The organism is Staphylococcus sp. HMSC063A07 (assembly GCF_001836955.1).
Taxonomy (GTDB): domain Bacteria; phylum Bacillota; class Bacilli; order Staphylococcales; family Staphylococcaceae; genus Staphylococcus; species Staphylococcus lugdunensis.
Genome location: NZ_KV830932.1, coordinates 148206 through 172791, shown reverse-complemented (window position 1 = coordinate 172791; position 24586 = coordinate 148206). Strand labels below are relative to the sequence as shown.

At 33.7% G+C, this 24586-nt stretch carries 24 protein-coding genes, 1 pseudogene and 1 riboswitch; of the genes and pseudogenes, 17 read left to right on the top strand and 8 right to left on the bottom strand.

Going from position 1 to position 24586, the window contains the following annotated elements:
- Positions 1-51 precede the first annotated feature (51 nt).
- The 4 genes from HMPREF2597_RS10785 to graF all read right to left on the bottom strand — a co-directional run bounded on the left by HMPREF2597_RS10785 (position 52) and on the right by graF (position 3412).
- Positions 52-861 (bottom strand): energy-coupling factor transporter transmembrane component T family protein, encoded by an 810-nt coding sequence (locus HMPREF2597_RS10785; RefSeq protein ID WP_002459443.1) that lies wholly within the window; start codon positions 859-861, stop codon positions 52-54.
- Positions 854-2257 (bottom strand): ABC transporter ATP-binding protein, encoded by a 1404-nt coding sequence (locus HMPREF2597_RS10780; RefSeq protein WP_002459442.1) that lies wholly within the window; start codon positions 2255-2257, stop codon positions 854-856. Before HMPREF2597_RS10780 ends, HMPREF2597_RS10785 begins: the two co-directional genes overlap by 8 nt.
- Before the next feature lie 12 nt (positions 2258-2269).
- Complete coding sequence (locus HMPREF2597_RS10775; RefSeq protein WP_002459441.1) at positions 2270-2845, bottom strand: ECF transporter S component; 576 nt, start codon at positions 2843-2845, stop codon at positions 2270-2272.
- Positions 2846-2925: 80 nt separating this feature from the next.
- A riboswitch (TPP riboswitch) is annotated at positions 2926-3025 on the bottom strand.
- A gap of 252 nt (positions 3026-3277) precedes the next feature.
- On the bottom strand, positions 3278-3412 hold the full coding sequence (gene graF / locus HMPREF2597_RS12815) for a glycopeptide resistance-associated protein GraF (RefSeq protein WP_002459440.1): 135 nt from the start codon (positions 3410-3412) through the stop codon (positions 3278-3280).
- Between the two features lie 145 nt (positions 3413-3557).
- Here graF and auxA point away from each other — a divergent pair, with 145 nt between their 5' ends.
- The 5 genes from auxA (at position 3558) to ptsP (ending at position 9449) form a co-directional block, all read left to right on the top strand.
- Entirely contained in the window at positions 3558-4850 is a 1293-nt protein-coding gene (gene auxA, locus HMPREF2597_RS10770; protein ID WP_002459439.1) for a lipoteichoic acid stability factor AuxA, read from the top strand.
- A gap of 693 nt (positions 4851-5543) precedes the next feature.
- A complete protein-coding gene (locus HMPREF2597_RS10765) occupies positions 5544-6716 on the top strand; it encodes a class I SAM-dependent rRNA methyltransferase (protein ID WP_002478374.1) in 1173 nt (390 codons plus the stop codon).
- A 54-nt stretch (positions 6717-6770) separates the two neighbouring features.
- Positions 6771-7313, top strand: coding sequence for a hypothetical protein (locus tag HMPREF2597_RS10760; protein WP_002478373.1), 543 nt, complete (start codon positions 6771-6773; stop codon positions 7311-7313).
- A 151-nt stretch (positions 7314-7464) separates the two neighbouring features.
- Positions 7465-7731, top strand: a complete 267-nt coding sequence (locus HMPREF2597_RS10755; RefSeq protein ID WP_002459436.1) for a phosphocarrier protein HPr — start codon at positions 7465-7467, stop codon at positions 7729-7731.
- Positions 7732-7733: 2 nt separating this feature from the next.
- On the top strand, positions 7734-9449 hold the full coding sequence (ptsP, locus tag HMPREF2597_RS10750) for a phosphoenolpyruvate--protein phosphotransferase (RefSeq protein WP_002478372.1): 1716 nt from the start codon (positions 7734-7736) through the stop codon (positions 9447-9449).
- 95 nt (positions 9450-9544) lie between these two features.
- Here ptsP and HMPREF2597_RS10745 read toward each other — a convergent pair whose 3' ends face one another.
- Entirely contained in the window at positions 9545-9778 is a 234-nt protein-coding gene (locus HMPREF2597_RS10745; RefSeq protein ID WP_002459433.1) for a glutaredoxin family protein, read from the bottom strand.
- Between the two features lie 310 nt (positions 9779-10088).
- Here HMPREF2597_RS10745 and HMPREF2597_RS10740 point away from each other — a divergent pair, with 310 nt between their 5' ends.
- From HMPREF2597_RS10740 to HMPREF2597_RS10725, 3 genes and pseudogenes are all read left to right on the top strand, one after another.
- Positions 10089-11105, top strand: coding sequence for a cytochrome d ubiquinol oxidase subunit II (locus HMPREF2597_RS10740; RefSeq protein ID WP_002478370.1), 1017 nt, complete (start codon positions 10089-10091; stop codon positions 11103-11105).
- Positions 11106-11174: 69 nt separating this feature from the next.
- Positions 11175-11834, top strand: coding sequence for a potassium channel family protein (locus HMPREF2597_RS10735; protein ID WP_002459431.1), 660 nt, complete (start codon positions 11175-11177; stop codon positions 11832-11834).
- Between the two features lie 296 nt (positions 11835-12130).
- Positions 12131-12319 (top strand): annotated as a pseudogene (locus tag HMPREF2597_RS10725) (IS5/IS1182 family transposase); the annotation flags it as partial.
- Between the two features lie 109 nt (positions 12320-12428).
- Here HMPREF2597_RS10725 and rnjA read toward each other — a convergent pair.
- From rnjA to def, 3 genes are all read right to left on the bottom strand, one after another.
- Entirely contained in the window at positions 12429-14108 is a 1680-nt protein-coding gene (gene rnjA, locus HMPREF2597_RS10720) for a ribonuclease J1 (protein WP_002478368.1), read from the bottom strand.
- On the bottom strand, positions 14108-14326 hold the full coding sequence (locus HMPREF2597_RS10715) for a DNA-dependent RNA polymerase subunit epsilon (protein WP_002459428.1): 219 nt from the start codon (positions 14324-14326) through the stop codon (positions 14108-14110). Before HMPREF2597_RS10715 ends, rnjA begins: the two co-directional genes overlap by 1 nt.
- Before the next feature lie 434 nt (positions 14327-14760).
- Positions 14761-15312 carry a peptide deformylase gene (gene def / locus HMPREF2597_RS10710; RefSeq protein ID WP_002478367.1) on the bottom strand — a complete coding sequence of 184 codons (552 nt, stop codon included), beginning with the start codon at positions 15310-15312 and terminating at the stop codon, positions 14761-14763.
- A 137-nt stretch (positions 15313-15449) separates the two neighbouring features.
- On the opposite strand from def, the gene HMPREF2597_RS10705 reads away from it, so the two are divergent.
- From HMPREF2597_RS10705 to HMPREF2597_RS10665, 9 genes are all read left to right on the top strand, one after another.
- Positions 15450-16079: a YkyA family protein gene (locus tag HMPREF2597_RS10705; RefSeq protein WP_002459426.1), complete on the top strand. Its 630-nt coding sequence runs from the start codon at positions 15450-15452 to the stop codon at positions 16077-16079.
- 166 nt (positions 16080-16245) lie between these two features.
- Complete coding sequence (gene pdhA, locus HMPREF2597_RS10700) at positions 16246-17358, top strand: pyruvate dehydrogenase (acetyl-transferring) E1 component subunit alpha (protein WP_002459425.1); 1113 nt, start codon at positions 16246-16248, stop codon at positions 17356-17358.
- Positions 17359-17361: 3 nt separating this feature from the next.
- Entirely contained in the window at positions 17362-18339 is a 978-nt protein-coding gene (locus tag HMPREF2597_RS10695; RefSeq protein ID WP_002459424.1) for an alpha-ketoacid dehydrogenase subunit beta, read from the top strand.
- Between the two features lie 212 nt (positions 18340-18551).
- Positions 18552-19856 carry a dihydrolipoamide acetyltransferase family protein gene (locus HMPREF2597_RS10690; RefSeq protein ID WP_002459423.1) on the top strand — a complete coding sequence of 435 codons (1305 nt, stop codon included), beginning with the start codon at positions 18552-18554 and terminating at the stop codon, positions 19854-19856.
- Positions 19857-19859: 3 nt separating this feature from the next.
- Complete coding sequence (lpdA, locus tag HMPREF2597_RS10685) at positions 19860-21266, top strand: dihydrolipoyl dehydrogenase (protein WP_002459422.1); 1407 nt, start codon at positions 19860-19862, stop codon at positions 21264-21266.
- A gap of 203 nt (positions 21267-21469) precedes the next feature.
- A complete protein-coding gene (locus HMPREF2597_RS10680; RefSeq protein WP_002459421.1) occupies positions 21470-21757 on the top strand; it encodes a UPF0223 family protein in 288 nt (95 codons plus the stop codon).
- A 385-nt stretch (positions 21758-22142) separates the two neighbouring features.
- On the top strand, positions 22143-22682 hold the full coding sequence (locus HMPREF2597_RS10675) for a helix-turn-helix domain-containing protein (protein WP_002478365.1): 540 nt from the start codon (positions 22143-22145) through the stop codon (positions 22680-22682).
- A 14-nt stretch (positions 22683-22696) separates the two neighbouring features.
- Positions 22697-23791, top strand: a complete 1095-nt coding sequence (locus tag HMPREF2597_RS10670; protein ID WP_002478364.1) for an ABC transporter ATP-binding protein — start codon at positions 22697-22699, stop codon at positions 23789-23791.
- The gene (locus HMPREF2597_RS10665) at positions 23784-24581 is read left to right on the top strand and encodes an ABC transporter permease (protein WP_002493062.1); all 798 of its coding nucleotides are present in this window, start codon (positions 23784-23786) and stop codon (positions 24579-24581) included. Before HMPREF2597_RS10670 ends, HMPREF2597_RS10665 begins: the two co-directional genes overlap by 8 nt.
- The last annotated feature ends 5 nt before the right edge of the window (positions 24582-24586 follow it).

Below are 24586 nucleotides of genomic sequence, written 5' to 3'. Positions count from 1 at the left end.
CCATCTTTGTGCTATTATTTTGGGATTTGTGTCCCAGCGCTCAAACAATATTTAGCTAAGCTTCCCGGATACGCGAGCATCTTGAATGCCTGTAATAGGGAAGTGTGCTGATAAATAAAATGATAATAGGATAATACCTACAAAACAAAGCACTAATAAGACATCCTTATAGGAAAATGGCGCATTGTAGTAATATGTTCTGGGACCATCTTTAAATCCTTTCGTTTCCATAGCTACTGAAAGTTGATGGGCACGACGGATGTTTTGACTGAGTATCGGAATTAATAAATGCTTAAAGCGTTTTAAACCTTTATAGTTCGACTTATCTATCATTTGATAACGCATCTTTAACGAACGGCGTAATTGAATAAGTGATGAGATAATCAGAGGTACCATACGAATAGCTGCCATAAACGCATAAGCGATTTTCGGTTTTATTTTTAAATGTTGCATTAAACTGTAAAAAATCATGACGATTTGAGAGGTTAGTGCAATAAGAATACCAAACATTGAAACTGTAATAGTACGCAATGAAATATGAAGTCCTCTGACAATACTTTCTGTACTTATTTGAATAATTCCTAGTTTAAAAATAAAATGTTCGCCATTGCCATATAAAATCATAAATAATGATGACGTGAGTGCAAATAAGATTGTAGCAAATAAGAAAGCAAGTGTAATTTTTAACTCAGTACCATTAAAAAGCATTAAAAAGATGAACATTAATGCTGAAATATAAAGCATGTAATCAAAATTGTGAATAAAAATAACAAAGAAAAACAGGGTAATACCTAAAAGTAATTTAGTGATAATATTCACATCATCCATGAAGGTATAGCGTTTTTTCCATCGTTCAAACATGTGTAACACCTGCCATTTCAAGAAGTTGTCCATTTTCCACATGTAAACGACGTGTAGGATAACGTTTGATGATTTCTGGGTCATGTGTAACCATAACGATCGTTTGCCCACGCTTCACGCGTTGCTGGAAGCGTTCAATAAGTTGGAAAGTATTATGACTATCCAATCCAAATGTCGGCTCATCTAGTAAAATGATATCCGCTTTAGAACTTAATGCAGTTGCTACACTTAAACGTCGTTTTTGGCCCATGGAAAGTTCGAAAGGGTGTTGCTGTTTGACGGCGTCTAAATGTAACAATGTAAGTAGTTCATTTGTTCTATCATCTGCAACTTGTGGATCTTGGTGATTATAATGAATATGTATCTCATCATAAACAGAATTGGTAATAAATTGTAATTCAGGATTTTGGTATACCAAATACATATGTTGGGCTGCTTGTTTAATCTTACTAATGACTGTGCCATTATAATACATTTGGCCTTTATACTTTATTAATTGAAGAATCGATTCTATTAATGAGGTTTTACCTGTGCCGTTTTTCCCAGTTATCGTTATCCATTCGCCTGTACCAATAGATATTTCAGGGATTTGAATTAATGTTTTCTTTCCTCGGATAATTTCTCCATTTTTGTAATTAAAGCGTGGCTCAGATTTTTCTGTTGATATCAGTTGTCGAGTTGGTGCATGTTCCCAGGCTTTTGGATGCCACACGCCAAATTCAGTTAATAAATCCTCACAATGTGTTAATACATAGTCCGGAGTGTTATCTGCAATAATATGTCCCTCATAATCCATAAGTATTACTCTATCGACATGATTCCAAATATGTTCAACTTTATGTTCGACAATAAGTACAGTTTGATCTGCCCATAGTTCAATAAGTTTATTCCATAGTTCTGCAGTTGCTTCGACATCGAGCATCGCAGTTGGTTCGTCTAAAAATAGTGTACTTGCATCTTGAAGGATTGTTTCTACGATCGCAAGCTTTTGTTTCATACCGCCACTTAAGTGATTGACAAATGTTTGATCTGTTACTTTCAAGTCTACAGAGTTCAAAGCAGCTTCAATTTGAGCATTCATCTCATGTTGCGGTACTTGCTTATTTTCTAAAACAAACGCGAGTTCTTCATAAACTTTAGGCATACAAAATTGTGTATCAGGGTCTTGAAAAATCACACCACTATGAGGGTCGATTTCAAGCTCATCATATTTCATTGGCAAATCAATCAAATTGGGTACGATACCACTTAATACATTAAGCAAGGTGCTTTTACCAGATCCAGATGGACCTAGTAAAAGCACTTTTTCTTTGTCTTTAATTTCAATATTAAGGTGATCAAAAATTTTGCGTTCTCCGTTTGGATATTTCAAACGTAAATTTGTAACTTTTAACACGTCAATGTCCCCTTATAGGTTGTCATAATCTTGTTTAGATGCTGGGCGGAATAATTTTGTAACACCGGTTTGATCCAGCGCTTTGACGACGATGTAAGATAATAAACCAGCAAGGATGATACCACTAATGGCGCGGAAAACGATAAATAGAAGTAAGTTCCAACCAGCAACTTCATTTAAATAGCCATAAAAGTAATCAACTGGGAATGAAATAAGTGCAGTAAGTAACCCGGCTAACATAGCTACTACAGCGCTACGAGATTGATATTTAAAGATAGCAAAAATAATTTCACATGCAACACCTTGCAGTATGGCATAAATAATAGTAGGAATATCAAATTTACCCATAACAATTGTTTCCCCAGCACCAGCTGCAAATTCAGCGATGATTGCAATTCCTGGTTTAGGTATGATTAAGTATGCCACGATTGCGGCCATAAACCATACACCATAAGTCAGTTGTTCAAGGTGTAAACCAGCAACTTTTGCAAATTCATATGGAAACCACCACAAGTTATAAATGATGGCAAAAATAACAGCGATTAACACTGTAACTAGTATTTCAGATAATTTTAAACCTTTTGACATAAAAATTGCCTCCTAAAAAAACGCACAACCTTCACGTAGAAAGATGTGCGTTAAAAAATAAATGCTTAAACGATAAGCATTGCAATTTATCGTCACTTTCCTACGCTAGTACAAGCTAGATCAGGTTCGAAGGGTTTGAAGCAAGGCTTCATCTCAGTTTAAACACCCCTAGTGCGTTTATGTAATTTAATTTAAATGTATGCTTTTTGGTACTTGATGTCAAGGCAATTTCAATAAATTATAATAAAAGTGGTTAAGAAATAAAAAAGCATCTTACATACACTTTCACATCTATCATTAATGATTAACAATGAAAATTTGGGAGCGAGACAGAAGTTATTATGAATTCTGTCCCGCTCCCATAGATTTAACTTAACATATTTAAATTTAATATAAGAAGCAGTGTGCACTGCGAAATAAATTATATTACGTTTAGTCTAATGTGTCTTGAACATCTTTTTTAGTTTGTTCTATGCTATCTTCTGTACTTTCTTTTTCCTTTTTAAGCTTTTCTTCAGCTTCTTTAGCTTTTTCTGCGGATTTTTTATTTAATTCTTCATTTGACATAAATAACACTCCTTAATAGTGATTATATTTGTTGTATACCCTGACCATTTATTGTTAAACTTTTGCTAAGTCTATAGTCGTATTTAATGAAATATTAAAGACAAGTCGGGCTTCTTCATATATAATAACTTTTGAGGTGAACAGTATGTCTTTTCTTAAGAAACACACCGAGATTATTTTCAGTTATATCATCGGTTTCGTTTCACTTTTCACAGGTCTCATTGTTTTGATTAACTTGCCTTTAATTAAAGAGCTTAATCAAAAGGAAAAAGTTGATTTAAAGATTTTTTCGGTATGGGACTTCCTGAATGCATTTTTTAGTGAAATTATTAGAGTGATGAGTAGGTTTATAGGCGCTTTTCCTATTATAAGTGCTATAATCATTATCCTTTTTGGTGTCTTAGTCATCTTTATTGGCTACACATTATTTAGAACAACGAAGTATGATTATGATATTTCAATTTTTTATTTAATATTCGGAATCGTTTTCTTTATCATTACGATTTTATTAATGACGCAAGTTTATGGTTTCTGGGCAATTATTTTTATTTTCCCATTTGTCATTCATATTGGTTATATTGTATATAAAGATGAATTAAATCCAAACAATAGAAAGAATCATTATTTGTGGATTATATTGTCATATGGTATTAGTTACCTTATTACACAAATTTCTTTATACGGCAAAGTAGATGCTAATGAAATTGCACCTATTGATATTTTAAGTGTAAATACTTTCTTCATTATTATGTGGTTGTTAGGGCAAATGTCTATTTGGAACTTTTTATTCTTAAGACGTGCGCTACCATTAACAAAAGAAGAGTTAGGTGAAGAATATGATTTATCTAGAACATCAAAAGGCAATGTTTCAAATCAAACGAAAGTTCACTTAAAGCAACTTCAAGATAAGACAACAGAATATGCACGTAAGACTAGAAGAAGTGTCGATTTAGATAAAATTAGAAAGAAAAGAGACAAATTCAAAAACAAAGTTAAAAATATCATTAATATTGAAGAAGATGATATTCCAAATTGGATGCGTAAGCCAAAATGGGTAAAGCCAGTATTTGTAGAAATCTTTTGTGGTATTATTATTTTCTTATTTACCTTTATTGAATTTAACAATAGAAATTCGCTTTTTGTTTCTGGTGAGTGGAAAATATCTCAAACACAGTATGTCATTGAATGGGTTACATTGCTTATACTAATATTTATTATTATTGTGTATATTGCAACGACGTTGACACACTATTTACGCGGTAAATTTTATTATTTGCAATTGTTTATGATTAGTATTCTGTTCTTTAAATTACTTACAGAATTTATCAACATCATGATTCATGGATTACTATTATCCGTATTTATTACGCCAACATTAATCATTATGTTGATAGCAGTTATTGTAGCATTTAGTTTACAAGTTAGAGATGAGCCATAAATGATATATGATCGACCAACGAATGTCGTTATGATAGTGGCTGGAATATGAATGCTAAAATAATAAAGGTCAGTATTTAAATACAAAGGCATAGCTCTAAGATGATTTCAAAATTGAAGAATTGTCTTAGAGCTTAGTTTATGTTAAATATCATATTTCTCCATTTTTCTAAGGTACAGCTTGAGTCTACACAAGCTGGTAGTGCTTGAAATTTTTTGATAGGATCCTAGTTTTTAACTTGGCTTATTCTTTCAAGAACCTTGTCATCAATGAGTCTAGGATATCATTGATGTTATAGGTTATGAACGCTATATTGGCAGTAGTTGACCAGATTGAAAATACGCTTATACCAGGCTTTTTCAATCCTACACAATCTTGCCGGGGTGGAACTAAAATTTCATTATGAATGCTGTCTTGCTCCAGAATAGTTTTAAAACATAACACACTCACGTATAATTTAATAAATGATTGCTAAATATAATTAAGAATAAACGCTTTACAAACTAAAATATAATGTATCAATTATAAAAATGGTAGTTTTGCCACGATTTGGATGGAAATTGCCATTTTTCTTTGATTAGAAACGATTTACAGGCCAATCTCTTTTTTATGATGATATCTATAAATTTGTTAATATAAAAGAAACAGTGATAAAGCCTAACATATTTTAATAAAGGAAGGCAGAGAACGTTTATGAAGACAGCTATTATAAATAAAGGGAAAGAACAAAAATATTTAAATCATTATCCTTTAGTAGATGAAGAAGATATTTATCGCCAGGATCATTTAAAAGAGGGCGATTTATTTCAGTTAACAACTGATCAAGGTCGTTATATTGCCACAGCATATGTAGGACGGCAACATAAAGGATTAGGATGGGTGTTAAGTTATAATCCAAGTGAAGAGATTACTACTTCATTTTTCACACAATTATTCACAGATGCTTTAGCTGAACGTGACTACTATTTTCATATTGATGGTACAAATGCATTTCGCTTGTTTAATGCTGAAGGAGATGGAATTGGCGGTTTAACGATTGATAATTATAACGGTCATTTACTTGTTCAATGGTATTCAAAAGGTATCTACAAATTTAAATTTGAAATTTTGCAAGCGATAGAAACAGTTATTCCTTACAAATCTATTTACGAAAAAATGAGATTTAAAGATGCTGATTATTCAGGTGGTTTCGTCAAAGGAGAAGCACCACAATTTCCGATAGTTATTGAAGAGAATTTTACATTTTACAATGTTGATTTAAATGATGGATTAATGACAGGAATATTTTTAGACCAAAAAGAAGTGCGTAAAAAGCTACGTGATCAATATGCTGAACAAAAAAATGTCCTTAATTTATTCAGCTATACAGGAGCTTTTTCAGTTATTGCAGCTAATCATGCACAATCAACGACAAGTGTTGATTTGGCTAATCGTTCTAGAGCTTTAACGGAAGAAAATTTTGGTCTTAACGGCATAGATCCTAAGACACAATTCATTTATGTAATGGATACATTTGATTTTTATAAATATGCACATAGACACAATCGCTTTTATGATACGATTGTGATTGATCCGCCAAGTTTTGCACGTAATAAAAAGAAAACTTTTTCCGTACAAAAAAATTATGATGAGCTCATAAATGGTGCATTAAGCGTTCTAGCGCCAAATGGTGTATTGTTATTATGCACAAACTCAAGTATCTTCTCATTAAAAGCATTTAAATCTGTCATTAAATCGACTTTAGAACAGGCGAATGTAGATTATGAAATTAAAGAAGTCATGGGTTTGCCGAAGGACTTTAAAACGCATCCGCATTATAAACCGTCTAAATATTTGAAAGCAGTTTTTATTCAAATCAAGAATTAAATTTAGTGAAGTGGGTATAATACCGTCATGACACAAAATGAAAGGTGATATTTCATGGGGATTAGACAAAATTTAAGTAATCGAATAACGACTAAAGTAGGTCAAAAAGTATTTAAAATAGAGGATATTAAAGAAAAAAATGCCATGCCAACGACACAGGATGAGTTAGCTAGATGTCGTGAAAGGGCAGAGGCAATCGTTAAAAGAAAATCTTTGATGTCTTCAACGGCTTCTGTTGTACCTATTCCTGGATTGGACTTTGGTGTAGATATTAAATTGATGCGCGATATTATTGAAGATGTAAACAAACTATATGGATTAGATCATAAACAAGTAAACACACTTGGAGATGATTTAAGAGAACGTATTTTTGCTGCGGCTGCTATTCAAGGTAGTCAATTCATCGGCAAAAAAGTATCAAGTGCTGTGCTTAAAATTGTTATTAAGGACATGGCTAAGCGAGCAGCTGCCAAACAAACGCGATGGTTTCCATTAGTAGGTCAAGCAATTTCAGCATCTATTAGTTATTATTTTATGAACAAATTGGGACAAGATCATATTGAAAAATGTGAAAAAGTAATCAAGGATATTATTTAAATGTAACTTTATGTAGTATAATCAACATATACAACAATATCTCACTATATACGAATTGAATTTATTAATATAATTTGGTAGTGTTATTGTATAAAAATACGTTAGATGACTGAAAAATGAATTTTCTAACTGTAAGAAGGAGACTTTTACTATGGAACAAAAATCATATGTAATTATTGATGAAACAGGAATTCATGCACGTCCAGCTACAATGTTAGTTCAGACTGCTTCTAAATTTGATTCAGATATTCAATTAGAATATAACGGTAAAAAAGTTAACTTAAAATCAATCATGGGTGTAATGAGCTTAGGTGTAGGTAAAGACGCAGAAATCACTATTTATGCAGATGGTAGCGATGAAGCGGATGCAATTCAATCAATCAGTGATGTCTTATCTAAAGAAGGTTTAACTGAATAATTATGTCTAACTTAATCAACGGCATTGCAGCTTCAGATGGGGTTGCTATTGCAAAAGCATATTTACTTGTTGAACCAGATTTATCATTCACCAATGAAAAAATCACTGATATAGATGCTGAAATCAATAAATTTAAAAATGCTGTAGAAGCATCTAAAATTGAATTGACTAAAATTAGAAATAATGCAGAAAAACAATTAGGTGCTGACAAAGCAGCTATTTTTGATGCGCATTTATTAGTCCTAGATGATCCTGAATTAATTCAACCAATTGAAGATAAAATCTCTAATGAGAAAGTGAATGCACCTCAAGCATTAAATGAAGTGACATCACAATTCATTACGATTTTTGAATCAATGGATAATGAATATATGAAAGAGCGTGCTGCAGATATTAGAGACGTATCTAAACGTTTACTTGCACATATTCTAGGCGTGGAATTACCTAACCCAAGTATTATTGATGAAAGTGTCGTTATTGTGGGGAATGACTTAACACCTTCAGATACTGCACAATTAAATAAAGACTTTGTTCAAGGATTTGTGACAAACATTGGCGGTAGAACAAGTCATTCAGCAATTATGAGTCGTTCACTTGAAATCCCTGCTGTCGTTGGTACAAAATCAATCACACACCAAGTTAAACAAGGAGATATGATTATTGTTGATGGTATAACTGGTGATGTTATTATTGATCCAACTGAAGATGAACTGATCGCATATCAACATAAACGTGAACGTTTCTTTGAAGATAAAAAAGAACTTCAAAAACTACGTGATGCTGAAACGGTTTCTTTAGATGGTATTCATGCTGAACTTGCAGCGAATATCGGTACGCCAGATGACTTGTATGGCGTTATTGAAAACGGTGCTGAAGGCATTGGCTTATATAGAACAGAATTTTTATATATGGGCAGAGATCAAATGCCAACTGAAGATGAGCAATTTGAAGCATATAAAAAAGTGCTTGAAACGATGAAAGATAAACGCGTCGTAGTTCGTACATTAGATATTGGTGGAGATAAAGAACTACCTTATCTTAATTTGCCTAAAGAAATGAACCCATTCTTAGGTTACCGTGCGATTCGATTGTGCTTAGATCAACCAGATATTTTCAGACCACAGTTGCGCGCTCTTTTACGTGCTTCAGCATATGGAAAATTAAATATTATGTTCCCAATGGTTGCTACTATTAATGAGTTTAGAGATGCCAAAGCGCTTCTTTTAGAAGAAAAAGAAAATCTAAAAAATGAAGGACATGACGTGTCAGATGATATCGAGCTCGGAATAATGGTAGAAATCCCATCAACAGCTGCATTAGCTGATATCTTTGCTAAAGAAGTTGATTTCTTCAGTATCGGTACTAATGATTTGATTCAATACACAATGGCTGCTGACCGCATGTCAGAACGTGTATCATACCTTTATCAACCATATAATCCAGCTATTTTACGTCTAGTGAAACAAGTGATTGAAGCTTCTCATAAAGAAGGTAAATGGACTGGTATGTGTGGCGAGATGGCTGGCGATGAAACAGCAATTCCATTATTACTTGGTTTAGGTTTAGATGAATTCTCTATGAGTGCAACATCTATCTTAAAAGCAAGACGTCAAATTAATGGATTAAGTAAAAATGAAATGACGGAATTAGCTAATAGAGCGATTAATTGTTCAACACAAGAACAAGTAAAAGAATTAGTTCACAATATAGCTCGATAAAATTTAATTTCACAATAAAGAAGAACCTTATTGGCAATTATTGTCAGTAAGGTTCTTCTTTTTATAAATAAAAACAATAGTCAGTGTCTAACTGATTATACTGTTATGTTGAATGCGTGATTAATTTTATCAATATCTACAGTATACATTGGTTCGTCATTAAGCAATATAAACGGTGTTGCAAACGCATCATACTCTAACATTTCCACACGATAAGCTTGATGCTTTATATGTTTTTCTTCAAAAGGAATTTGATGTTCATGTAAATAATTCTTAATAAAGGAACAAGGTGGACAATCGTCTTGTGTATAAAGTGTAATGTGTGCCATAAAGTTATCCTTTCATTTTTATACTGGATTTACTATATAAAAATAACGCTCAAAAATCAACTTATGAACAATATGTGAAAATAGGACAAAATGATTTTTTTATAGTGCATATATTTATATACTATATATCTAATTGTTTATACTATGAAATCAACGTGAGGGTGATATTAAGCATGAATTTAGTTAAAAAGAGATATGTATTATTAGCACCATATAACAATGAATTAAACACTATAGTGGCATGTAAGTGTCCTTGTAGTTTTACATATGATGTATTTAATTCTGTTCTAATGGAAAGAGGTGAGCAGTAATGGCATACACTGGGATAAGTATGCTGGTGCTTTGGATTTGTTTATTTTTTTATGTCATTGCTGCGGGTATTTATTTTGGAACAGGGTGCTTTGCTTTTTATATGCACATGTCTGGTGAAGAGAAGAAGGTAAAAGTACTTTATAAATATATGATAAATCCCATTTGGGGCTTAATTAATATATGTTGCGTGTTTTGTTATGTAGGTATGATTGCTTTATTTCCATCAGCAATTCACTATTTGAATACAATGATTTTAATTCCTGGTTCAATAGCACTTATCTGTATAATCATCAGAGGTTGCAGTTATATTTTTATCAATAAAAGAGCTGACATAAGTCTACCATGGCTGTTGATATATTGTTTGTCTGGATTAGGAATTCCGGCTGCATTAGCATCTGTTCTCACTATATCAGAAGGCGGTTATATTATAGAAGATGGCGCACACCTTGATTTGAATTGGGTGCAACTGGCCATTAGCCCGTTTGCTTGGTCAGTAGTCTTTTTAGCCGTGATAACAGTGTTGTATATTTCAGCAGGTTTTTTAACATATTCTGCAGCAAAATTAAAAGATACACACGTATATTTAACTGTAAGAAAGTGGCTGTTGCTTTGGAGTATGCCAATGATTATGGTCTCATTATTTGTTTTTCTATCATTACGAATTCAAAATGCGAATCATTTTACCAATGCGATATATAATTATTGGTGGATGTTTACTTTAAGTTTACTATGTTTTATCATTGCGATGTCTCTAGCTTTGTTAAAAAAATACCATGGAATCGCAATGCTTATGATGATATTACAACTGTTTTTTGCTTTTTTCGGTTACGGGTTGAGTAAGTTACCTTATATTGTATATCCATTTGTTAAAATAACAGATACTACAGTTAGTGTTGCTACAGGATTAACACTTATGATTGTTATTATTTTAGGTTTACTTTTACTTATTCCATCGTTAATATTATTATTGAGATTAGCAACAGACAATAAAGGGATTGTCAAAAATCAGAAATAAAGATTGAGTGAGGATTGGGTTCTTTATTATACCTATCCTCATTTCTATCATGATAGGAGTATACTTACTATGGATAAAGAGTACGTTGTGATTGGATTAGGACGTTTTGGGGGAAGTATTGTTAGAGAACTAAACGCACTTGATATGGATGTTATGGCGATTGACCACGATGAAGCTAGAGTTAATGAATATAGTGATATTGCAACACATGCGGTCATTGCTGACACTACGGATGAAGCAGTAATGAAAAGTTTAGGTATTCGAAACTTTGATCATGTCATCGTAGCCATAGGGGAAAATATTCAATCTAGTACTTTAACAACGTTGATATTAAAGGAACTAGGTGTTAAGAAAGTAACGGCTAAAGCCCAAAATGATTATCATGCTAAAATATTAAATAAAATTGGGGCAGATACGGTAGTACATCCAGAACGGGATATGGGACGACGTATTGCACATAATGTAGCAAGTGCCAGTGTGCTTGATTATTTAGAGTTATCTGATGAACATTCACTAGTTGAACTTAAGGCGAGTGAAAAGATGGCTGGACAGTCCATTGTCAATTTAGATATTCGAGCTCAATATGGAATCAATATCATTGCAATAAAGCGGGGTAAAGAAATTATTGTATCACCAGACCCAAATATCAATATTGAAATTGGCGATATTTTAATCATGATTGGACATGATAATGATTTAAATCGCTTTGAAAAGAAAATTGTTCGCTAAGAAATAATCTATTTTAAACATAAAAAGAGGCTGGGATATAAATCTCAGAAAAATAGCGCTCAGATGAATTGAATTCAACTCATCTGAGCGCTTCTTTTTATTCAATACTTCGTATTGTTGGCTCGCTTTCTTAGGGGACAGCTTCAGCCTGTAGTCTTCAGCTCGTCCTGTTTCCTCAAGAGTCTCGCCAAAATACGTCGCATTTATATGTAATTTTACATCAACATACTTTAAAAAAATAAGGCACTTTCGTATCATTTAATAAACTTCACTAAACTAAATTAACGAGGTGCCTTATGTATAAAGATTATAACGTGACGCAACTTACACTACCAATAGAAACTTCAATTCTTATTCCTACAAATGATATCTCTCGATATGTAAATGAAATTGTTGAAACAATCCCAGATAATGAATTCGATGAATTCAAACACCATCGTGGGGCTACATCTTATCCCCCTAAAATGATAACGAGCTGTATATTATCTAATACATAAGGGAAAAGCCAATTTCTATCAAATAATTTTAATAGAAATTGGCTTTTTTACATTGTTTAAGAACTTAATGTCTGAGACCCTTAGTATGGTCTAAACATCATTCTTCATTGACTTTCATAATCACAGGTAAAATCATTGGTTTGCGCGCTGTTTTTTCGTATAAATAAGGCTGCAATGTTTCAATGATAGATGATTTAATTTGATGCCATTGAATGTCTTTATTACTATTTAATTTGGAAATAACATCAGTTTTGATGCGACGTTGTGCATCGTATATCAATTGTCCAGATTCACGCATGTAGACGAAGCCACGTGAGATAATATCTGGTCCAGATAATAATTTGTTTGTTTTGAAATCAATGCTAACAACAACAATCACGAGACCTTCTTCAGAAAGAAGTTTACGGTCACGAATAACTACATTGCCAATATCACCAATACCACTACCATCAACCAAGACGTTACCGGATGGAATGCGACCAGCTTTACGTGCTGAATCATGCGTTAAAGCAAGTACATCACCAATGTCAAAAATAAAGACATTTTCTTCTGGTACACCGCAATCCACACCAGTTTGACCATGTGCTGTTAACATGCGGTACTCACCATGAATAGGTAAGAAGAACTTGGGTTGTATTAAGCGTAACATTAATTGTTGGTCACCTTGAGAACCATGTCCAGATGTATGGATATTAGATATTTTACTATGAATAACCTCTGCACCAGCTTTATATAATGCATTGATGGTTCTATTAATACTTTTAGTATTACCTGGTATAGGTGAGGAGCTAAATACAACTGTATCTTCTGGGATGATTTTAATTTGTTTGTGTGTACCATTAGCTATTCTTGATAATGCAGCCATTGGTTCACCTTGAGAACCTGTACATAAAATCAATAATTCATGTTTTGGAATATGATGAATTTTATTAGGTTCAACGAATGTTTCAGGTGGAGCTTTAATATAGCCTAACTCCATACCAATTTTAATATTATTTTCCATTGAACGACCAAATGTCACAATTTTACGGTTGTACTTAATTGCTGCTTCTACCGCTTGTTGGACACGATAAATATTTGAAGCGAATGTTGCAAAGATAATACGGCCTTTGCAATTTCTAAAAATCTTATCCACATTTTGGCCAACTTCACGTTCACTTAATGTGAAGTCCGGGACGAGCGCATTCGTAGAGTCTGATAACAGACACAATACGCCTTCTTTACCAAGTTGCGCCATCTTAGCGATATTTGCAGGCGCTCCTACAGGTGTAAAGTCAAATTTGAAGTCTCCCGTGTGAACAATTTTACCTTCAGGTGTGTCAACAATAACACCATATGCTTCGGGAATACTGTGTGTTGTTAGATAGAATGATACTTCAAAATGTTTAGATTTAATTACACTATCTTCTGTAATTTCAATCAATTCCGCATTTCTTAATAAATTGTGTTCATCTAATTTATTTCTAATTAAGCCTAGAGCTAATGGGCCACCATATATAGGCACATTAATTTGCTTCAATAGGTAGGGCACACCACCTATATGGTCTTCGTGACCATGTGTTATAAACAGACCGACAATTTTGTCTTGATTCTGTTCTAAATAAGTGTAATCGGGAATAACGTAATCAATACCCAATAAATTGTCATCTGGAAATTTTATTCCAGCATCGATAATGACAATTTCATCTTTGTACTCAACGGCGTAAGTATTTTTACCTACCTCTCCAAGACCGCCAAGTGCATATACACCTACTTCATTTTGATGTAATTGTTTCATTATTCAGCGTTCTCCACATTAAAATGTTCAGAATGTTCTTTTTCATATTCTAAATGTGCGCCCTCTAATTTTGTAATAAATTCGATGTTATAATTACGATCTTTTAAATAGCGTCTAACTTGTTCTTCTGTTTCGCCTTCAACATAAATAGTTTGAGTGTTTTCTCGTACGATAACCTCGTTTTTATTATGCTGATAAAATACTTTAAATATTGCCATGTTATCTATTTCCTCCTAATACGTTAACTTTTAAATGAATTTAAATAAGAACCTAGTACATACACAGGGTAGCTAAACTAAGTACCAATGTCCTGCTCGTTTTTTAATTAATGAAATAAAATGTCACAACATACAAGCCTTTTAATTGAAATTAAAATCTTACTGCCCGTTATGTTTTCTAGGGTATATTTCGTCGTTCATGTATTGAAATTAGTAAGTACTTTACTAAAATTCCAGTTATTCATTATTTTACATGAAGTAACGGAATAAATAAAGCAGTTTATAATATACTGATAATTATTATAAAAAAACTAAGCTTTATGGCAAAAATGAACAGCTAGTATCTCGTTTTAAAGATACTAGCTGTGATGATGTCACCATGATATATTGATAACTATATAATATTGTAAATATACTGCTTAGCAGTTCCCAAATTATACTTCTATTGAATCAGGTAGTGGCGTTAAAGGGTGTTCGGCATCAATATGATCATAGAACATGATACCGTTTAAATGATCAATTTCATGTTGAACGACAATAGCAGGATATCCTTTTAATCTAAGTTTAACATCTTTACCATCAATGTCTTTAGCTTTCACTGTTACTCGGTAGTGTCTATGAACGAGACCAGGTATGTTTTTATCAACGCTTAGGCAACCTTCGCCAGTAGGTAAATACGCGTACTGAACACTATAGCTTACCACTTTAGGATTGACTAACATTAAATCGTAAGAACGACCATTTCCATCATCAGGTAAATAGACAGCAATCATTTTCTTTGAAATATCTATTTGAGGTGCTGCTAAGCCAACACCTGATCGTAAGCCATATCGATTAGCAATTTCATCGTCTTGACTATTAATTAAAAATTCACGCATAGATTTTAAAGTTTGTTTATCTTCATCAGACAGTGGAAAATCAACATCTTGAGCTTCGGCACGTAATGTTGGATGACCGTCTTTAATTATATCTTTCATAGTTAACATGAATATACACCTTCCTTTATTAATTATAATCTATTATATTGAATAGCATTTATTATACGCTATTTGATTTGATTTATAAAAATACTTTCTATATCATTACAATCATTACAGTGAGTATATCTCGGGAGGGACTATAAATGAAATTATATCGAGCTTTGGGTGTCTTACTTGCATCCACTCTTTTGCTGGCCGGATGTACAACGGATAGAAAAGAAGTGAGAGCTTATGAAGATACGATACAACAAGCCTCTAGCAATGAACAAGTTATAAACTCAACTGGTCAAAAATTAAATGATTTAGAAAAGCAAAAGCAACAGTATTATAAAAAAATTGTAACTAATAATCCAGACACACGTGTTAAAGTTGCTGATAAGATGATTAGTAATATCAATGAAAGAAGCAAAGAATTTAATAAAGAAGTCAAAGCTATGAATGCTTCAAATAAAGAATTCAAAAAAGCAAGCAAACATATTAATCAAATTAAAGATGATTCCAAAAGAAAAGAACTCAAGGAACTTGATGATGCACTCAAAGATAAATACAAAAAGCACGATGATTATGCCGCAGCATATCGTAATATTTTAGATAAAGAACGATCATACTTTAAATTGTTGAAACAAAAAACGGTTATGCAACAACAAGAAAAAGAAAAGGGAGAAGCAATTAACAAGGCTCAAAAAACATTTAAGCAAAAATTTGAAGCATACATAAAAGCGTTGAATAAGGTCAATAAAGAAAAAGGAGATATTGACAAAATAAGCGAATGATTTAACTAATACAGATTGTCTAAATGGACTAATACAGATGGACAATCTGTATTCTTTTTTAGTAACACAGAACTTTTCCAAATTGATTAACAGGTCTATTTATTTATGATACAATACAAATGGATAAAATGAATTTCTATTATATGGGAAAGGTATGGTGAATTGAATGGCTCCTAAGTTACAAGCCCAATTCGATGCAGTAAAAGTTTTAAATGAGACGCAATCGAAATTTGAAATGGTTCAAATTTTGGATGTAGATGGTAATGTCGTAAATGAAGACTTAGTACCTGATTTAACAGATGAACAACTTGTAGAATTGATGGAAAGAATGGTATGGACTCGAATTCTTGACCAACGTTCTATTTCATTAAATAGACAAGGACGTCTAGGTTTCTATGCGCCTACAGCAGGACAAGAAGCTTCACAATTAGCTTCACAATATGCTTTAGAAAAAGAAGACTTTATTTTACCTGGTTACCGTGATGTACCACAAATTATTTGGCACGGTTTACCATTAACTGAAGCATTCTTATTCTCAAGAGGTCACTTCAAAGGAAATCAATTCCCTGAAGGTGTAAATGCCTTTAGTCCACAAATTATTATCGGTGCGCAATACATTCAAACTGCTGGTGTCGCATTTGGTATTAAAAAACGTGGTAAAAAAGCAGTAGCGATTACTTACACAGGTGACGGTGGATCTTCACAAGGTGACTTCTATGAAGGTATAAACTTTGCTTCTGCTTATAAAGCGCCTGCAATTTTTGTAATTCAAAATAATAACTACGCGATTTCTACACCACGTAGTAAGCAAACAGCTGCCACTACATTGGCTCAAAAAGCAATTTCTGTAGGTATTCCTGGTATTCAAGTTGATGGAATGGATCCATTAGCAGTTTATCAAGCAACTAAAGAAGCACGTGATCGTGCAGTTGCAGGTGAAGGTCCTACTTTAATTGAAACAATGACATATCGTTATGGACCACATACAATGGCTGGTGACGACCCAACTCGTTACAGAACTTCAGATGAAGATGCAGAATGGGAGAAAAAAGATCCATTAGTACGTTTCAGAAAATTCCTTGAAAATAAAGGTTTATGGAATGAAGATAAAGAAAACGAAGTAATCGAACGTGCTAAAGATGATATTAAAAAAGCAATCAAAGAGGCAGACAAAGTTGAAAAACAAAAAGTTACTGACTTAATGGACATCATGTATGAAGAAATGCCTCAAAACTTAGCTGAACAATATGAAATTTACAAAGAGAAGGAGTCGAAATAAGCCATGGCACAAATGACAATGGTTCAAGCGATTAACAATGCGCTTAAAACTGAATTGCAAAATGACGAAAATGTTTTAATTTTCGGTGAAGACGTTGGTGTTAACGGCGGTGTATTCCGTGTTACTGAAGGTTTACAAAAAGAATTCGGTGAAGACCGTGTATTCGATACTCCATTAGCTGAATCAGGTATTGGTGGTTTGGCTCTTGGTTTAACTACTCAAGGATATCGTCCAGTTATGGAAATTCAATTCCTTGGCTTCGTTTTTGAAGTGTTTGACGAAGTTGCTGGACAAATCGCGCGTACTCGTTTCCGTTCAGGTGGTACAAAAACAGCTCCTGTAACTATTCGTACACCATTTGGTGGTGGGGTACATACGCCTGAGTTACACGCTGATAACTTAGAAGGTATTTTAGCTCAATCACCTGGTATTAAAGTGGTTATTCCTTCAGGCCCTTACGATGCAAAAGGTTTATTAATTTCATCTATTAGATCTAATGACCCAGTTGTTTATTTAGAACATATGAAATTATACCGTTCATTTCGTGAAGAGGTACCTGAAGAAGAATATACAATTGAAATTGGCAAAGCTAAAGTTGTTAAAGAAGGTACAGATATCACTTTAATCGCTTATGGTGCAATGGTTCAAGAATCCGTTAAAGCTGCTGAAGAACTTGAAAAAGATGGTCATTCAGTAGAAGTGATTGACTTACGTACTGTTCAGCCATTAGATATGGATACGCTAGTTGCTTCTGTTGAAAAAACAGGACGCGTTGTTGTTGTTCAAGAAGCACAACGTCAATCAGGTGTTGGCGCAAATGTTGCTGCTGAATTACAAGAAAGAGCAATTTTATCATTAGAAGCACCAATTGCACGTGTTGCTGCTGCTGATACAGTTTATCCATTCACTCAAGCTGAAAATGTTTGGTTACCAAACAAAAATGATATTGTTGAACAAGCAAAAGCAACATTAGAGTTCTAATAATTTGTTGTAAAAAATTGCAAGACTTACTTTTGAATAAATGATTTAGATGTGTAAAAATGAACTATGAGGTCGGGACAACTGAGGGTTTTGTATCATCTGGTAAAACGCATTAAAAAAGCTTTTCTAGTTGCATATTAAGCTGATGTCTCAACCTCATGTTATAAATTTAATGAAATAATTGAAAATGACATTATTAGGAGGACAAGAACGTGGCATTTGAATTTAGATTACCCGACATTGGTGAAGGTATCCACGAAGGTGAAATTGTAAAGTGGTTTGTTAAAGCCGGAGACACTATTGAAGAAGATGATGTGTTAGCTGAAGTTCAAAACGATAAATCCGTAGTTGAAATCCCTTCTCCAGTAAGCGGTACAATTGAAGAAGTGGTAGTAGACGAAGGAACTGTTGCAGTAGTAGGAGACGTCATCGTTAAAATTGATGCACCTGATGCTGAAGAAATGCAATTTAAAGGTCATGATGACGATTCATCAGCTAAAGAAGAGCCAGCTAAAGAAGAAGCTAAAGCTGAAACTGAAGAAGCGCCAGCAGCATCAGCTTCACAAGATGAAGAAGTAGACGAAAATAGAAAAATTAAAGCAATGCCTTCAGTTCGTAAATATGCACGTGAAAAAGGTGTTAATATTAAAGCGGTTGCTGGTTCAGGTAAAAATGGCCGTATCACAAAAGAAGACATTGACAACCACTTAAATGGTGGCGGTGCTCAAGCTGCATCTGCTTCTAATGAAAGTGCATCTGCTTCAACTTCTGAAGAGACTTCTGCACCTCAAACTCAATCGGTTCCAGAAGGCGACTTCCCTGAAACAACTGAAAAAATCCCTGCAATGCGTAGAGCAATTGCTAAAGCAATGGTTAACTCTAAACACACTGCACCTCACGTAACATTAATGGATGAAATTGATGTTCAAGACTTATGGGATCACCGTAAAAAATTCAAAGAAATTGCAGCTGAACAAGGTATTAAATTAACATTCTTACCATATGTAGTTAAAGCACTTGTTTCTGCACTTAAAAAATATCCAGCACTTAATACTTCATTCAATGAAGAAGCTGGCGAAATTGTTCACAAACATTATTGGAATATTGGTATCGCAGCTGACACTGACAGAGGTTTATTAGTGCCAGTAGTTAAAAATGCAGATCGTAAATCTATCTTCCAAATTTCAGATGAAATTAACGAATTAGCTGTTAAAGCTCGCGACGGTAAATTAACTTCTGAAGAAATGAAAGGTGCTACATGTACTATCAGTAATATCGGTTCTGCTGGTGGACAATGGTTCACTCCAGTTATCAATCACCCAGAAGTAGCTATCTTAGGTATTGGCCGTATTGCACAAAAACCAATCGTTAAAGACGGCGAAATCGTTGCAGCTCCTGTATTAGCATTATCATTAAGCTTTGACCACAGACAAATTGATGGTGCAACTGGACAAAATGCAATGAACCATATTAAACGATTATTAAATAATCCAGAATTATTATTAATGGAGGGGTAAAACATGGTAGTTGGAGATTTCCCAATTGAAACAGATACTATTGTTATTGGAGCAGGCCCAGGTGGCTATGTTGCAGCAATTCGCGCAGCACAATTAGGACAAAAAGTTACAATCGTAGAAAAAGGTAACTTAGGTGGCGTATGCTTGAACGTTGGTTGTATTCCTTCAAAAGCATTATTACACGCTTCTCATCGCTTTGTTGAAGCACAACACTCTGAAAACTTAGGTGTAATCGCTGAAAGCGTATCACTTAAATTTGACAAAGTTCAAGAATTCAAACAATCAGTTGTAAACAAATTAACTGGTGGTGTTGAAGGCTTATTAAAAGGTAATAAAGTGGAAATTGTTAAAGGCGAAGCTTACTTCGTAGATAACAATAGCTTACGTGTTATGGATGAAAAAAGTGCTCAAACTTATAACTTCAAAAACGCTATTATCGCAACTGGTTCTAGACCAATAGAAATTCCTAACTTTGAATTTGGTAAACGTGTTATCGACTCAACTGGTGCGTTGAACTTACAAGAAGTTCCAGGTAAATTAGTTGTTGTTGGTGGCGGTTATATTGGTTCTGAACTTGGTACTGCATTTGCTAACTTCGGTTCTGAAGTTACAATCCTTGAAGGTGCGAAAGACATCTTAGGTGGATTTGAAAAACAAATGACACAACCTGTTAAAAAAGGCATGAAAGACAAAGGTATTGAGATCATTACTGAAGCAATGGCTAAAAATGCTGAAGAAACTGAAAATGGCGTTAAAGTTACTTATGAAGCTAAAGGTGAAGAACAAACAATCGAAGCTGATTACGTATTAGTAACTGTTGGCCGTCGTCCAAATACAGACGAATTAGGCTTAGAAGAATTAGGTCTTAAATTTGCTGATCGTGGATTATTAGAAGTAGACAAACAAAGCCGTACTTCTATCGACAATATTTATGCAATTGGTGATATCGTTCCTGGTTTACCACTTGCTCATAAAGCAAGCTATGAAGCTAAAGTAGCTGCTGAAGCTATCTCTGGACAAGCTTCAGAAGTTGATTATATTGGTATGCCTGCTGTATGCTTCACTGAACCAGAATTAGCTCAAGTTGGTTACACTGAAGCTCAAGCTAAAGAGGAAGGTTTAGAATACAAAGCTTCTAAATTCCCTTATGCAGCAAATGGCCGTGCGTTATCATTAGATGATACTACTGGTTTCGTTAAATTGATCACATTAAAAGAAGATGACACACTTATCGGTGCACAAGTTGCTGGTAATGGTGCTTCTGATATCATTTCTGAATTAGGTTTAGCTATTGAAGCAGGAATGAACGCTGAAGATATCGCATTAACAGTACATGCTCACCCAACATTAGGTGAAATGTCTATGGAAGCAGCTGAAAAAGCTATTGGATTACCAATCCACACTATGTAATAGTGATTTATAAATCGTTTAGAGCCTAAGACATCATTATGTTTTAGGCTCTAAGCTATATATTGGCGGCAGTTGACTGAATTGAAAACACGCTTATACTAAGTTTTTTCAATTTAAATCAACCTTGCCAGGGCGGGAATACGAATTCAAAATGAACTCTGTCCCGCTCTCTTTTTTGCTATATTACTTAAGGAGGTAAATTAATGGAATATCAATATCCTTTAGATATGGACTGGACACATGATGAAATGTTAAAGGTGATTGCCTTTTTTAATCAAATAGAGCGCTATTATGAGTCATCTGTGTTATCCGATCAAGTTATAGCGCACTATCGAAATTTTAAACAAATTGTACCTGGAAAAGCAGAAGAAAAACAAATATTTAAAGAATTCGAGCAAAACAGCGGTTACAACAGCTACCAAGTCATTAAAGAAGCAACAACACAAAATAAACCAACACACATACAACAAAAAAACAACACAAGAACATAGGGGCCCCAACACAGAGGCTTTCAAAACGAAAGCCAACGAACAACGCAAGTTGGGGTGGGGCCCCAACACAGAGGCTTTCAAAACGAAAGCCAACAAACAACGCGAGTTGGGGTGGGGCCCCAACAAAAAGAAATGCAACAAGTATTTCCACGGACAAAGCAAGTTGGGGTGGCCCCAACTTGGAGAAGTTCGGTCAGAAATCCAACAAGCAAAACAAGCTGAGATAATACTAAGAATCTTATTATGCATTATTTTTTTCCATTCATAATTAAATAATTATAAAAAGTATTGCAACATGAGCTGTATTTTGTTATTTTTATTAAGCATTAAACAAAATGTTTAATATTACTAAACATGATACAGCTATTTTTAGGTGGTTACATAGATGGATATTGGAATGAAATTGAAAAATTTAAGGATGCTCAAAAATTTAACGCAGGAAGAATTAGCTGAACGTACTGACTTAACGAAGGGATATATTTCTCAAATTGAGAGTCAACATGCGTCTCCAAGTATGGAGACATTTCTAAATATATTAGAAGTTTTAGGTACGCGGCCAAGTGATTTTTTTCAGGAGAAAACTAAAGAAAAGGTGCTTTATACAGCTGAAGATCAAACAATTTATGATGAATATGACAAGGGCTATATTTTAAAATGGTTAGTCACAAATTCAAATGAGTATGACATGGAACCACTCATGCTTACGTTAAAGCCTGGTGCATCATATAAACATTTTCAGCCTTCTAATTCAGATACCTTTATTTATTGTTTAGAAGGGCAAATTACTTTGTCACTCGGGAACCAACTTTATCGTGCAAATGCAGAAGACGCACTTTATTTCAGGGCAAATGATGTCCATCAATTATGCAATAACAGCAAGCAGAACGTTACGATATTGATTGTAGCAACTGCATCATATTTATAAGGAGTTATGACGTTATGCAACCATTATTATCATTTAAATCAGTGAGTAAAGGCTATGATGATTTAAATATTCTTGACCATATGGACTTAGATATTGAATCAGGCTATTTCTATACTTTATTGGGTCCATCAGGATGTGGTAAGACGACTATTTTAAAGCTTATTGCGGGGTTCGAGACACCAGACAGTGGAGAGATTATTTATCAAAATCGTTCTATCGAAAATTTACCGGCTAATAAACGTAAGGTCAATACCGTTTTTCAAGATTATGCGTTATTCCCGCATCTCAATGTTTATGATAATATTGCTTTTGGTTTAAAGCTTAAGAAATTATCTAAAAAAGATATTGATCAAAAAGTGACAGATGCCTTGAAGTTAGTAAAGTTATCAGGTTACGAACAGCGCAGTATTAATGATATGAGTGGTGGTCAAAAACAACGTGTAGCTATAGCTCGAGCGATTGTTAATGAGCCAGAAATATTATTGTTAGATGAATCATTATCAGCCTTAGACTTAAAACTACGTACTGAAATGCAATATGAGCTCAGAGAATTACAATCACGATTGGGTATTACATTTATTTTTGTTACGCATGATCAAGAAGAAGCCTTAGCATTAAGTGACTACATTTTTGTGATGAAAGACGGAAAAATACAACAATTTGGTACACCAACAGATATTTATGATGAACCTGTGAATCGTTTTGTAGCTGATTTTATTGGCGAATCAAATATTGTAAATGGCACCATGGTCAAAGATTATGTAGTTAATATTTATGGGCAGGATTTTGATTGTGTTGATATGGGGATTCCTTCTGGTAAAAAGGTTGAAGTTGTGATTCGTCCAGAAGATATCTCTTTAATAGAAGCCGAAGCTGGTTTGTTTAAAGCTACAGTGGATTCTTTGCTCTTTAGAGGTGTGCATTATGAAATTTGTTGTGTAGATCGAAAGGGCTATGAATGGGTTATACAAACTACTAAAAAGGCGGATGTGGGTAGTGAAGTTGGTTTATATTTTGAACCAGAATCTATTCATATCATGGTTCCAGGAGAAACTGAAGAGGAATTTGATAAACGTATTGAAAGCTATGAGGATACTGATGATGAGTAATATTAAAAAGATACTATTAGTGCCTTATATATTATGGATGATTATCTTCATAATTTTGCCTGTATTATTGTTAATATATTTTTCATTTACCGATATAAATGGACATTTTAGTTTCACTAATTATCAACAAATATTTCAGTATAAGTATTTTGAAATGTTTTGGGACTCAATTCTTTATGCCGCATTAATTACTATGATCACGTTGTTCATCAGTTACCCAACTGCATATTTTATTAGAAACGCTAAAAATCCTAATTTCTGGTTATTAATACTTATTATTCCAACTTGGATTAATCTGTTATTAAAAACATATGCTTTTATTGGTTTGCTTAGTCACGATGGGCTGATTAATAAAGTACTTGGAATATTAAATGTTCCAAAAGTAGACATGCTATTTACATCAGCTGCCTTTTTAGTTGTAGCTAGTTATATTTATATTCCTTTTATGATATTGCCGATTTTCAACAGTATGAAATCAATACCTGTAAATCTAATTCAAGCATCTAGTGATTTAGGTGCAAACCCATTTACAACATTTAGAAAAGTGATATTGCCACTAACAAAAGAAGGTGTTTTGACAGGGGTACAAGTTACTTTTATTCCCTCATTATCGTTATTTATGATAACGCGATTAATTGCAGGTAACAAAGTAATCAACATAGGTACTTCTATTGAAGAACAGTTTTTAGTGATTCAAAATTATGGTATGGGAGCTACGATTGCAATCGTCTTAATTGTATTTATGGCACTCATCCTTATCATTACGAAATCTAACGATGAAAGAAGGTGACCAAT